Genomic DNA, 12,077 nt, shown 5'->3' on the forward strand with positions numbered 1-12,077 from the left:
GGCGGCCAGCGGACCGGGCGTCCCGCTACCGGGCAGCGCGCTGCGGCTGGCGCCAAGACCGGCGGCAACGGTCCGGTCTGGTCCTCCACCACCGGCGGCACCTCGGGCGGCTCGTACTCGGGCGGATCCTCTTCGGGCGGCAGCGGCCGCTCCGGTGACGGACGTCCGGCCCGGAAGGCCCCGCGCCGGGCGTCGGCCCCGGCGTCGAACGAGCGCCGCGGCCGCTAATCCCCAACCGCTCCCAGCCAACCACCATCGAGTGCTCCGAAACCGCCGTTTTGAAGGTTGAAAACGGCAGTTATGGAGCACTCGATGTGCTTTAAAGCCGGATTCACCAGCCGCGGGCGCGCCACTCCTCAAGATGCGGGCGCTCCGCGCCGAGCGTGGTGGGCTTGCCGTGGCCCGGGTGCACCACGGTGTCGTCCGGGTAGACGCCGAAGATCCGCTCGGTGACGTCCGTGAGCAGCTGGTTGAAGCGCTCGGGGTCCTTCTGCGTGTTGCCCACGCCGCCAGGAAACAGGGAGTCGCCGGAGAAGATGTGGGCCGGTCCCTCCGGGTCCTGGTAGACGAGCGCCACCGAGCCGGGGGTGTGGCCGCGCAGGTGGACGGCGGTGACGTCGAACCCGTCGAAGTTCCCGACGTCTCCGTGGTCCAGCAACACGTCCACCTTCACGGGCAGTTCCGGGGCGTCGTCCGTGCCCGCGGCGGTCTTGGCTCCGGTGGCTTCAACGAGGCCCGGCAGTGCGCGCACGTGGTCCCAGTGCTGGTGGGTGGTGGCGATGAGCGCCAGCTTGGGCTCGCGTGAGGTGTCCGCCGTGGCGTCCGAGAGCAGGCTCTGGATGGCTGGCAGGTCATCAGCGGCGTCAATAAGCAGCTGCGCTCCGGACTCCTTTGCCGTCAGCAGATACACGTTGTTGTCCATCTCGCTGACCGAGATCCGGCGGATGGTGATGTCCCGAAGTGAGTGTATGAGCGTATCCATGAGCCCAGTCTAGGGATGAGCCCTAGTCTAGGGAGGCGAACCGGCCCCGTGCCCGGTCCCGCGCTGACGGACAGAACCCGCCGGCAGCAGCTTGAGGCCGGCCGCGCATCCGACAATCCCCGCGATGAACAGCACCTTGAGCAGGCTGAAGGGCTCGAGGCCGGTGCCCATGGCCCAGCCGACCGTCAGCGCCGCTCCGATCCCCACCCAGACGGCGTAGGCGGTGCCCAGCGGGATGTGCTTCACCGCCATACGCAGGCCCTGCATGCTGAGCGCGGCCGTCACCACGAAAACAACGGTAGGCGCTGGCCGGGTCAGGCCGTCGGACAGGCCCAGTGCAGTTGCCCAGACGGCTTCCAGGAGGGCGGAGGCGAGCAGGATGATCCACGCCGTGGCAGGCTTTGTGAGCATTACGCCACCGCCTTCAGGCCAACCACGCACGCGGCGATTCCGGCGAGCAGCAGGAGCCGCGCCGCCGTCGGCCGTTCTACTTTGGCGACGATCGCGTAGGCGGACGTCAGCACCACACCCACGCCAACCCACACCGCGTAGGCGGTGCCGGTGGGAATGGACTGCATGGCGATGCCGAGGCCGGCGGTGCTGGCTACGACCGCCACGAGGAAAAGGGCCCCGGCCGCGAGCCGGCGCCGGCCGGAGGACTGGGACGCCCGGTGCAGCGCTGCCGCCCACACCGCCTCGAGGGCGCCGGAAAAAATGAGGATGAACCACGACATGACAGATCCTTTGGCCAGTCTTGTCGCGCACCGGGTACTGAACCGTCGTCCGGAGGTCCAGGGAAGGGGACCTTGGGTTTCACCCTAGCAACGCCCGACGGCGGCGGCCACCGTTGGTGGCAAAGCTCACCGCCGGCGGGTCCTGGGCTCCTCGGGTCATAGGGCGCCGCCGGCTGCCTCCGGTGCTGCGGCATCGCGGCCGCCGTCGCCGATGGTTTCCCGGGCGACGAAGTTCTCGATGTCGAAGGTGTTGTCCGCCCGTTCGGCGATGTTCAGGAGGGTGGTCATCGAGGCGACTTCCTCCACCTGCTCCTTGAGGAACCAGAGCATGAACTGCTCGCCGAGGGCGTCGTCCTCGGCCCGGGCTGCGCGGAAGAGGGCTTCGATGCTGCGGGTGACTTCCTTCTCCTGCTGCAGCGCGAGTGCCAGCGGGTCCGTGACGGAGGCGAAGTCATTGCGGACGGCGGGCACGCCGGGGATGCTGACGGAAACGCCGCGGTCCACCATGTACTGCACCATCATCATGGCGTGGTTGCGTTCCTCCACTGACTGCCGGTAGAAGTACCTGGCCAGCTGGGGGAGATCCTGGTTGGCGAACCAGACGGCCACGGCAATGTACTGCTGCGAGGCCGCGAATTCGTTGCCTATCTGCAGCAGCAGGAGGTCGTTGAATTTTGACTTGGTCATGGCACCGAGTCTAGGTTCCGGTACCGGCTGCGGACCAGAGCTGCTAGCCGGCCACCGGATCGATAGAGACCACGGCCAGGAACCCGCGGCCCAGGATCTCCGGCGTCTGGCTGTCCGAACCCACCACCGAGTCGTAGCGGTTGAGCGGAACAGGCTCAGTAGCGTCGCCGGCCGTCTCACTTGTATCGGCACCTGCGGTAACCGCTGCCTGGCCCTGCAGCAGGATGCCCAGCTGGCCCTCGAACACGGGATGGGCCCGCTTCTTGGACAGCTCCACGATGGAGGTGTACGCCTTGAAATTGCCCTCCCGGGCGATGACGTTGAGGTTGCGGACATCCCCGGTGGGCAGGGCCGAGGAGGAGGCCGCACCGCCCGGAAACCGGAAGGGCCGGTACTTCTCGAGCGGGTGCTCGGTCCCGTCCACGGCCAGCAACAGCAGTTCGCCCTCGACCACGGTCAGCACGCGTTCCATCCCCGGAAAGGGGGAATACTCCCCGGCACTGGTGACGTCGGCGATGCTGACCCGCCAGTCCCACGCGCCGTCGTCCGATGACGTGGCTCCAGATGAAGCGGCCCCAGCTGAAGCGCCCCCGCGATGGCTGGCCAGCTCGCGGCTGACACCGCCGCCGTTGCGCCAGGGCTGGGGTTTGAGGTCGGCGAAGCGGATGATCTGCATCAGCCCAGCCTATCGGCGCGTTGCCCGCACACTCTTTCCCCGCGTAAAGTCGGCGACGGATCGCTGCAGAAAGTGGTCGACGCTTTCAACAACGAGGAGCCGGTGAATGTTCGTCAAAGTCTGCGGCCTGAGCACGCCTGAATCAGTCCGGGAGGCCGTGGAGGCCGGAGCGGACGCCGTCGGCTTTGTCCTGACGGCCAGCCCCCGCGTGGTGTCACCCGCGCAGGTTACCCAACTCGTAAAGGCCGTGCCCGACGGTGTGGCCGCCGTCGGCGTCTTCCGTTTCGAACCGGCCGCCGACGCGGTGGCCATCGCCCGCGCCGCGGGGCTGAGCTGGATCCAGCTTCACGGTGATCGCACACCGGATGACGTCAAAATAGCGCACGACGCCGGCATGAAGGTCATCCGCGCCGTCACCATGGGTGCCGCACCCGACGCGTTTGCCGACTGGGGCGAGGAACTGCTGCTTATCGACGCCGCAGTTCCCGGTTCCGGCGAGGCCTGGGATTACGGTTCCGTGCGCGCCAAAGGCTTGGCGGGACGGCAGTGGCTCCTGGCCGGCGGCCTCGATCCCGCCAACGTGGCCGCAGCCGCCCGTGATGCCGGGGCATGGGGCGTGGACGTCTCCTCCGGCGTCGAACAAAGCAAAGGAGTGAAGGACCTGGCCAAGATCAGGGCCTTCGTGACGGCAGCCAAAGGCTGACCGCACCATGACCCTTGACCGCTCCGCGACTTGGTCGATGACTCCGGGGACACCGTGACTCAGGCGGCGCGCGCCCGGACGCCCGCGGCTCCCCTCTACGCTGCCGGATTCGTGACCGCGTTCGGCGCGCACAGCATTGCCGCCGGCATGGGCGCCCAGAGCGGCAACATCGGCCTGACCCTGCTGAACCTGGGAATCCTGCTGGCCGTCTACGACATCTCCGAGGTGTTCCTTAAGCCCGTATTTGGCGCGCTGAGCGACCGGATCGGTGCCAAGCCGGTCATTGTCGGCGGACTCATTGGCTTCGCCGCGCTGTCGCTCATTGGCCTGTGGGCCGCGGATCCGCTGCTGCTGGGCCTTGCCCGCCTGGGCCAGGGGGCCGCCGCATCGGCGTTCTCCCCGGCGTCCTCGGCGATGGTGGCCCGGCTCTCGGCCGGCAAGAACGCCGGGACCGTCTTCGGCAGATACGGGTCCTGGAAGAGCCTCGGCTATGTGATTGGCCCCCTGCTCGGTGCCGGGCTGATCGCGGCCGGCGGCTTTGCGCTGCTGTTCGTGGCTCTGTCCGCGCTTGCCGCGGCCACCGCTGTGTGGGTCCTTCTCTCCGTGCCGCACCTGCCGCCGCTCCCGCGCAAGCGGTACACCGTGCTGGACCTGGCCCGGCAGGTGGCGGAGCGCGGGTTCCTGGTGCCCACCTTGGTGCTGGCGGCATCGATGGCGGCCATGGGGGCGGCTATCGGGTTCCTTCCGGCCCTGGCCGTGCAGCACGGCCTGGACCCGGTGGCCGGCACCGCCGCCGTCAGTGTGCTGGCCGTGGCCTCGCTGCTGGTCCAGCCGCGGATCGGGTCGATGCGCGACCTGCACCGCATCGGCGCCGCCGGCGGGATGCGAACTGGCCTGCTGCTCACCGCCGCCGGGGTCGCCCTGGTTGCCGCCGCCCCGGGGCCGGCAACCATCTTCATCGCCGCGGCGGTCATCGGGGCCGGCGTCGGCGCGGCCACGCCGCTGGGCTTTGCGCATTTGGCCGACAGCACGCCGAAGGACCGGATGGGTCGGACCATGGGCTCGGCCGAGCTGGGACGCGAACTCGGCGACGCCGGCGGTCCGCTCCTGGTGGGAGCCGTCGCCACGGCAGCCTCGCTCCCGCTGGGCCTGGGGCTCCTGGCGCTGCTGGTCGCGGCCGCCGGGATCCCGCGCCTCAGCCCCAGCGTGAAGGTTAAGGGTTAAATCAGGCAGATCCCGAGGTGCTTCAGCCTTCGGCCCGGCAGAATGGACGGATGAAGACACTCCTGAACATCATCTGGCTGGTATTCGGCGGCTTCTGGCTGGCGCTGGGTTACTTCGCCGCCGGGATCATCTGCTGCCTGCTCATCGTGACCATCCCCTGGGGCATCGCCTCCTTCCGGATCGCGTCCTACACCCTGTGGCCCTTCGGGCGGATGGTGGTGGATAAGCCGGGCGGAAACGGCGTGTTCTCGCTCCTCGGCAACGTGATCTGGCTGTTGGTGGCCGGCATCTGGATCGCCATTGGGCACGTGGTCACGGCGTTCGCCATGGCCGTCACCATCATCGGCATCCCACTGGCCATCGCAAACCTGAAGCTGATCCCGGTTTCCCTCATGCCACTGGGCAAGCAGATCGTGCCCACCGACAGGCCGTTCATCACGGCCTACCGCTGACACCCGGTCAGGCCAGCTCGCCCTGCAGGTTCCGCCGGGCGGCCTCCAGCCACAGGCTGCGGGCCCGCTCGGTGTGGAAGAGCGGGTCCAGTTCCAGCAACTGGCGCACGACGGCGGCCCTTCCGGCCGCAAAGTCGGCGTCGCCGATGTGCGCATAGTCTTCCCGGACGGCCGCCACATACCGGGCGTAGGGCGCCGGTTCGCCGCCGAGAACTGACAGGTCGGCGTCGCAGAGGAGGGCGCCGTCGTCGTCCCCGGCCTCCGGCCGGTGATCCGAGGTGAGCCGGACCAGCCGCGCAACCTCGTCGACGTCCGCTTCCGGCAGTCCGGCCTGGCTGAGCCTGAGTTCGGCGAGCCGGGCGGATTCCTCCTCGTCCTGGCCGGCCACTCCCCGGTAGACGGCGTCGTGGAACCAGGCCGCCAGCAGCACGGTGCGCGGCGGCCGGGCGGGTGCGGTGAGCAGGTCCAGGGCCTCCAGCACGGCGAGCAGGTGGGTGCAGCCGTGGTACCTGCGGTGACTCTCGCTCCAGCGGTCCAGCAGGTCCAGGAACAGGGCGTCATGGCCCGGCAGCACCATGTTCCAGCGGTTGAGCAGGGGAGTCTTGAGGGACTTCGTGCGGCTGCGCGCGGGGATCCGGAGCCCGCTGGCAATGAGTTTCCGGACCAGGACCCGCGCCTCCACCGGTATGGCGCCGGCGGCCACCAGACCGTCATACCGGCGCTGCGGCACGTCGTAGTGGTCGCCGTCGAATGCCCGTTCCGGGATGCCCGCCGCAGCGGCAAAGGCGTGCAGTTCCGTCAGGGAGGTGTCCGAAATCAGATGCGAAAAAAGTGTTTCATGGGCAGGCCAAAGCGGCGGATCGAGGTAGACGGCCATGGGGGAGAGTCTAGTCCGGTGTCCTCTGGACCGCTGAGGGCGCGCTGGCCACGGGCAAGCGCGCGTTGAGCCTTGCCGGTTTCCAACGATCCTGAACCCCCAATAACTGGGGCTGGCTAAAGAATCTCCAAGCTTTTTACAAGTTGTCGAGTCGACCATGTTCCGAGGGGGAGTGCACGCAAGTTGCCAGGACCGCAGTAGCAGGCGCTTCGATGTCTCCGAATCAGCCCGGAAGGTTGCTCGGAACTGGCATAGGCAGACAACTTCGATGAGTGGTGAGGCTAGTGAGCATCCCTATACAGGCCGACGTTCAACTCCGGGAAGCAACGTTGCTGAGCAATGCAACTTTTCACAGGGGCAGGCGTGGCAGAGGCCGGCTCCGCGGGTCGCGGAGTCTGTGGCTCCATGCGCTGCTGACAGCGCTGCTGCTTGCGCTCACTGCTCTGGTGGTGCCGGTTACGGCGTCCGCTGCTGTGGGTGACGTCGGGGTTGAGGATTTCTCGCATTCAGGGACAGGGACCCCGACGGGTACAAAGCGGCAGGAGAATGCGCTGTGGTTCAACGACGGGATCTGGTGGGGAAACCTATGGGACACTGCCAGCTCGAATTTCCATATCTTCCGGTTCAACGCCGCGACCAGCTCGTGGGTCAATACGGGTGTGGCGACGGAAACGCGGGCGAACACTCATCATGACGTGTTGTGGGACGGAACGACGCTGTTCGTGGCGAGCCACCGGTTCGTCAATGACGGTCTGCCGGCCCAGCCGAACTTCCCGACGACGATGCGGCGTTACAGCTACGACTCGGGTACGAAGAAGTACACGCTGAAGGACACCACAAACATCAACAACCAGGCGACCGAAACCCTGTCCATCGACAAGGACTCAACTGGTCGGATGTGGGCCACCTGGCAGCAGGGGAACCGGATCTACATGAACGTCACTGCCACGGACGGCAAGACATGGGGGACGCCGTTCGCGCATCCTGCGGCGTTGGCCAACGTGTCCGTGGACGACAATTCGGCTGTGATCGCGTTCGGACCCGGCAAGATCGGTGTGATGTGGAGCAGGCAGGTCGGTGACGCCACCGACGGCATGTACTGGAGCTACCACGTCGATGGGGCGTCCAACACCACCTGGACCACTCCTTTGGCGGCGGTGAAGGGGCTGCGCAGCGGTGATGACCACATGAACCTGAAGTGGCTGGACTCCACGAGCGGTCAGGTTTACGCCGCTGTGAAGACCTCGAACACGTCGGCGTCCCTGCCGCTGATCCAGCTGTTGGTATTGAATGGTACGGCGTGGTCGGCGCACACGATCGCGACCGTGTCGGAGTGCCCGAACCGGGTGATCGTCATGATTGATGAGAGCGCGCAGAAGCTGCGCACCTTCGCTACCTATCCAAAGCCGAGTGGCACGACGAACGCTGGTGTCTGCACCAGCTCGGGTGGTGCGGTCTACGAGAAGTCCACGTCGCTGACCAGCATCAACTTCACCACCACGAAGACGGCCCGCATCGTGGACGCCGACCAGTATGTCCACAACGTAACGTCGACGAGGCAGAACCTTAACAGCAGTGCTTCGGGCACGGCCAACAGCGGTCTCCTGATACTCGCCGATGTGAACGCCACAAGCCGGTACTGGCACTACTACGACTCCACCGGCGGCGGTGGCGGTACCGCGGATACGACGGCTCCGGAGACGACGATCACGTCGGGACCCCCTGCGACATCGACGTCGACCAGCGCCTCGTTCGCGTTCACCTCGAGTGAAGCCAATTCGACGTTCCAGTGCAGCCTGGATGGTGCGGCGCGCGCTGCGTGCACCTCACCCCGGACCTACACCGCGTTGTCGACCGGATCTCACACATTTTCTGTTTGGGCCACCGACGCGGCCGGCAACACCGATGCGACAGCAGCGACGCAGACCTGGAGCGTCGGCACCGGCGGCGGCACGACGCCGCAGACTGTCACGCTCACGGCCACCGCTGACAGCTATGTGTCGAACGGGGCGCTGACAACGAACTTTGGCACGAGTACCGCGTTGAATGTGGATAGCAGCCCGGTGCAGGCCACGTACCTGAAGTTCGACCTGTCGCCGTATGCCGGTAGAACGCTGGCGAGCGCGACGCTGCAGCTGCGGAGCGCTGCGAATGGGTCGACGGGCAAGCAGAACGTCAAGGTGGTCGCTACCGACACCTGGTCCGAAACCGGGATCACGTACAACAACCGTCCGGCGATGGGCGCCACCGCCATCGGCTCGCTCGGTCCGACAGCGACCAACACCAGCTACAGCATTCCGCTGACGGTCACGGCCCTCAACGGTGAGCTCGGCGGACAGCTCTCCCTTGGCATGGATTCCAGTAGCAGTGACGGCCTGGTCCTCAGCTCCAGGGAGGCCGGCAGCACTCTCGCACCCAAGCTGGTGCTCAGCCTGAACTAGTACGTGGACGGTGTCGGCACGGCCGGCACCGTCCACACCAGCAACACCACCGCCCGACACCATCCGCCCGACACCACCCAGACAGGGGACACGATCATGCGCACCTTGCAAAGCAAGGCACTGCACTTCGACATCCACGGCCGCGTCACGATCCGAGTCGACGCAAAGGCCCCGGCAGCGGCCCAGCTTCAGAGCATGTTGGCGTGTTTCGCCAGCGACACTGAACGGCCGGCCGACATCGTGGTCAATGACCGGCCGGAGCCGATGCCGGATGCCGGTCTGCTTGAGCACGAGCTCGCGTACACCGAGAGCAGCGTGCGTTTTCAAGACGATCGGGTCCAGGTTGTGAGGGACGGAGAGCAGTGGCGCATTCATGGGCCGGGCGAGCTGTTGACCTCTGTGGTCCCGGTTCTCGATGCCGCCATGGTTGGCCGAGGAGCCGGCATGATCCACGCGGCTACGATGGCGTACCGGGGTCACGCGATCGCGCTTCCCGCCGCCGGAGGGACCGGTAAGACGAGCACCGTCGCCAAGCTAATGCGGCGCGAGGGGTGGTCGTTCATGGGCGACGACTGGGCCTTCCTCGCCGAGGACGCCACCCTGCTCGGCTACGCCAAGCCCATGTTCATCAAGCCACACCACCGGACCATCTACCCGCACCTGTTCGAAGGTGTCCGGAAGCCCCTCATCCCGTCACGGCTCTCGAAGAGCGTCGGCCGCCTGACCACTGTGGTGCACCCGTACGTCATCCGTTATCCGCGCCTCGCGGACTTCTCCCGGCGATGGTCGCCGGAGCACCGCATGGTCAAGCCTTCGACCGCGTTCCCGGGGCGGCAAGTGACCACCTCGGCCCCGCTCGGTGCCGCCATCTACGTGGAACGCTTCGAGGGCGCCCGGTCCCGGATCGTTGAGCGGACGAGCGACTGGATGGTCGACCGCATGCTCGGCAACTTCCACATCGAGATGGCGGGCTTCTCGCAACAGGTCGTAACCGGCCTGGCAGCCACGTCCGTTGTCCCGTGGCGCGAGCACTTCGCGGCGAAGGGGCTCGTGCTGAGCAAGGCGCTCGACGGACGGCCCTGCCACCTGCTGCAGGTGCCCGCCGCGTACTCGGCAGACGAGGCATCCGACGACATCGTGCGGCATCTCGAGGAGCTGCTGCCGTCGGTCCTCGACGAGCAAGCCTGAGGAGGACGCAGTGGATCACAGCACTGCCGATGTCACCGCGGTCGTTCCGGCCCGCAACGCGGAGCTCATGCTCCCGCGCTGCCTGGAGGCCCTGCGCCAGTCCGGTGTCGCCGAAATCATCGTGGTGGACGGATGCTCCACCGACCGCACCGTCGCCATCGCCCACGAGGCCGGTGCCCGGGTCCTGAGTGACGAGGGCCGCGGCCTGCCATGGGCCCGAACGCTCGGTGTGCGGAACAGCAGCACCCGTTGGGTCCTGCTCGTCGACACCGACGTCGTGTTCGGGCCCACGGGGGTCGCCGACCTGCTCACCGAATTGGTCGAAAGCGGCTATGACGCCCTCCAGGCCGGCCTGGAGAGTGTCGGCGGACCAGGCTACTGGGGGCAGGCGCTGGCACATCACCACCGCACCGGCCGCAGCCGCAACTGGTTCGGGCTCGTGGCGACTGTCGTCGACCGGAAGCTGATGCTGGACGTGGGCTTCGACGACTCGTTCAAATCCGGAGAGGACATCGAGCTGCGCTGGCGGATGCGCCAGTCAGGAATGCGTACGGCGGTCTCACGCCGGGTCGTCGTCGAACATCGTTTCGCCGCGGACGACTTTGATTTCGCGCTCGACCAATTCCTCATGGACGGAACGGGGCTGGGACGGATGATCCGCAAGCACGGCTGGCGCGGCGCGAGGTTGGCACTGCTGCCCGCCGCCGCGGCGGTCCGGGGCAGCGCATTGAGCCTCGCCAAGGGCCAGCCCCGGTGGCTGCGCTACTACGCCGCCTTCTGCTGGTGCAACTACGTGGGCCTGGCGAGAGGCCTCGCGTCATGAGAGCCAAGGCGGGGGCCGCTGTCACGGATGCGACACCCGTCCGGCACTCCGCCCTGCGTAGCTCGCTCGGTCTCGTCGCGGGCAAGGCCGCCCAGACGGGCGCGGGCTTCGCTTTCTGGATCGTGGCCGCGCGCGCGACGTCCGACCGTGAAGTCGGGCTCACTACTGCCGCCGTCTCGGCGGTGATGATCTGCACGCAGCTCGCGGTGCTGGGTGCCGGGTCCGCCGTGATCGTCGCGATAGGCCGGGGGGAACGGCCCTCGCGGATACTGGATGCGGCGTTCGCCATCGTGGGCGTAGCCGGCACCGTTCTGGCCATCGGCTACCTCGCGCTGCAGTCGGCCGTGGCGCCGGAGACGGCATCCGTATCGGTTCTCTTCTGGCTCACCTTCCTCGTGGCTGCGGTCACCGGCACCCTGGTCATTGTGCTGGACCAGGCACTCGTAGCGCTGGGACGGGGTGCCAGCGCGACGCCAAGGTACGTCTTGGGCGGAGCGGTCTCACTCGGGGCCGCAGCAGCTGTGGCCCTGTGGGCGCACGGCGCCCCCGACGACGTGCTGCTGGCCTGCTGGACCCTCGGCTCGGCCGTGGCATGCATCGTCGGGGCGGTCCAGCTGCGAAAACTGGTCGGCTACCGGCCGCGGCCTTCCCTGCGCTTGGGGCGGGGCCGCCCACTGCTGGCGCTGGGCTTTCCGAACCAGCTTCTCACCCTCACCGAACGCACTCCCGGGCTGGTGCTGCCGCTCTTGCTCGCACACACGGTGGCACCGGAGGCAGCCGCCTACTGGTATCCCGCGTGGATGATGGCCTGGGCCGCCTACCAGGCTCCCACGCTGATGGGCATCGTCCAGTTCTCGGAAGGTGTCCGCGACGCGGACCGCCTGGTACCGACCACCTGGGCGAGTCTCCGGTGGTCGCTCGGTTTAGGAGGCCTGGGGGCCGCCGTCCTTATCCTCCTCGCACACCCGCTACTCAGCCTGCTGGGGGAGCGGTACGCCGACTCGTCCGCTGGAGCTCTGCGGTGGTTGGCGGCCGGGCTTGTGCCGTACGCGGTACTGCAGGCCTACAACGCCGTGTGCCGGACCCGGGGCCGCTACACGGAGGCAATCGTGGTCGGCGTGACGCTCGGAGTCGCACTCTGCGCTTCAGCGCTGTCGGCCGCTGACAGCGGAGCCACCGACATGGCCCTTGCATGGCTGTTGGTGCTTTCCATCGGGGCCGCCGTCGTCGGCCTCCGGCTAGTCGCCGTACTTCGGCGCGTTACTGAGGAGGCGCGATGAGCGCCCGCCA

Annotated in this window: 13 protein-coding genes, 1 pseudogene and 1 riboswitch; of the genes and pseudogenes, 8 read left to right on the forward strand and 6 right to left on the reverse strand. The window is 67.5% G+C overall.

The window, feature by feature from the left end:
• Positions 1 to 228 (forward strand): annotated as a pseudogene (locus G9E11_RS18720) (DEAD/DEAH box helicase); the annotation flags it as partial.
• A gap of 103 nt (positions 229 to 331) precedes the next feature.
• On the opposite strand, the gene G9E11_RS18725 reads toward G9E11_RS18720, so the two are convergent.
• The 5 genes from G9E11_RS18725 to G9E11_RS18745 form a co-directional block, all read right to left on the reverse strand.
• Positions 332 to 982, reverse strand: a complete 651-nt coding sequence (locus tag G9E11_RS18725; protein ID WP_190608631.1) for an MBL fold metallo-hydrolase — start codon at positions 980 to 982, stop codon at positions 332 to 334.
• Positions 983 to 1,009: 27 nt separating this feature from the next.
• Positions 1,010 to 1,393 carry a DMT family transporter gene (locus G9E11_RS18730; RefSeq protein WP_190608633.1) on the reverse strand — a complete coding sequence of 128 codons (384 nt, stop codon included), beginning with the start codon at positions 1,391 to 1,393 and terminating at the stop codon, positions 1,010 to 1,012.
• Complete coding sequence (locus tag G9E11_RS18735) at positions 1,393 to 1,716, reverse strand: DMT family transporter (protein ID WP_190608636.1); 324 nt, start codon at positions 1,714 to 1,716, stop codon at positions 1,393 to 1,395. Before G9E11_RS18735 ends, G9E11_RS18730 begins: the two co-directional genes overlap by 1 nt.
• A 9-nt stretch (positions 1,717 to 1,725) precedes the next feature.
• A riboswitch (guanidine-III (ykkC-III) riboswitch) is annotated at positions 1,726 to 1,792 on the reverse strand.
• A gap of 80 nt (positions 1,793 to 1,872) precedes the next feature.
• On the reverse strand, positions 1,873 to 2,403 hold the full coding sequence (locus tag G9E11_RS18740; protein ID WP_190608641.1) for a ferritin: 531 nt from the start codon (positions 2,401 to 2,403) through the stop codon (positions 1,873 to 1,875).
• A 43-nt stretch (positions 2,404 to 2,446) separates the two neighbouring features.
• A complete protein-coding gene (locus G9E11_RS18745; RefSeq protein ID WP_190608643.1) occupies positions 2,447 to 3,079 on the reverse strand; it encodes a HutD/Ves family protein in 633 nt (210 codons plus the stop codon).
• 106 nt (positions 3,080 to 3,185) lie between these two features.
• Between G9E11_RS18745 and G9E11_RS18750 the strand changes: the two genes are divergently transcribed.
• From G9E11_RS18750 to G9E11_RS18760, 3 genes are read left to right on the forward strand one after another with little or no spacing between them, the layout of a single operon-like run.
• Positions 3,186 to 3,782, forward strand: a complete 597-nt coding sequence (locus G9E11_RS18750) for a phosphoribosylanthranilate isomerase (protein WP_190608646.1) — start codon at positions 3,186 to 3,188, stop codon at positions 3,780 to 3,782.
• A gap of 30 nt (positions 3,783 to 3,812) precedes the next feature.
• Complete coding sequence (locus G9E11_RS18755) at positions 3,813 to 5,006, forward strand: MFS transporter (protein ID WP_194718356.1); 1,194 nt, start codon at positions 3,813 to 3,815, stop codon at positions 5,004 to 5,006.
• A gap of 50 nt (positions 5,007 to 5,056) precedes the next feature.
• Positions 5,057 to 5,458 carry a YccF domain-containing protein gene (locus G9E11_RS18760; RefSeq protein WP_111902276.1) on the forward strand — a complete coding sequence of 134 codons (402 nt, stop codon included), beginning with the start codon at positions 5,057 to 5,059 and terminating at the stop codon, positions 5,456 to 5,458.
• Between the two features lie 7 nt (positions 5,459 to 5,465).
• On the opposite strand, the gene G9E11_RS18765 is transcribed toward G9E11_RS18760, so the two are convergent.
• Positions 5,466 to 6,335, reverse strand: coding sequence for a DUF4031 domain-containing protein (locus G9E11_RS18765; RefSeq protein WP_190608648.1), 870 nt, complete (start codon positions 6,333 to 6,335; stop codon positions 5,466 to 5,468).
• Positions 6,336 to 6,808: 473 nt separating this feature from the next.
• On the opposite strand from G9E11_RS18765, the gene G9E11_RS18770 reads away from it, so the two are divergent.
• From G9E11_RS18770 to G9E11_RS18785, 4 genes are read left to right on the forward strand one after another with little or no spacing between them, the layout of a single operon-like run.
• Positions 6,809 to 8,776: a CBM96 family carbohydrate-binding protein gene (locus G9E11_RS18770; RefSeq protein WP_311764415.1), complete on the forward strand. Its 1,968-nt coding sequence runs from the start codon at positions 6,809 to 6,811 to the stop codon at positions 8,774 to 8,776.
• 3 nt (positions 8,777 to 8,779) lie between these two features.
• Complete coding sequence (locus G9E11_RS18775; protein WP_311764416.1) at positions 8,780 to 9,964, forward strand: hypothetical protein; 1,185 nt, start codon at positions 8,780 to 8,782, stop codon at positions 9,962 to 9,964.
• Positions 9,965 to 9,974: 10 nt separating this feature from the next.
• Positions 9,975 to 10,787 carry a glycosyltransferase gene (locus G9E11_RS18780; RefSeq protein ID WP_190608653.1) on the forward strand — a complete coding sequence of 271 codons (813 nt, stop codon included), beginning with the start codon at positions 9,975 to 9,977 and terminating at the stop codon, positions 10,785 to 10,787.
• Positions 10,784 to 12,067 (forward strand): lipopolysaccharide biosynthesis protein, encoded by a 1,284-nt coding sequence (locus tag G9E11_RS18785; protein ID WP_190608655.1) that lies wholly within the window; start codon positions 10,784 to 10,786, stop codon positions 12,065 to 12,067. Before G9E11_RS18780 ends, G9E11_RS18785 begins: the two co-directional genes overlap by 4 nt.
• Positions 12,068 to 12,077 lie beyond the last annotated feature (10 nt).

It is taken from the genome of Arthrobacter ipis, assembly GCF_014694315.1.
GTDB lineage: Bacteria > Actinomycetota > Actinomycetes > Actinomycetales > Micrococcaceae > Arthrobacter > Arthrobacter ipis.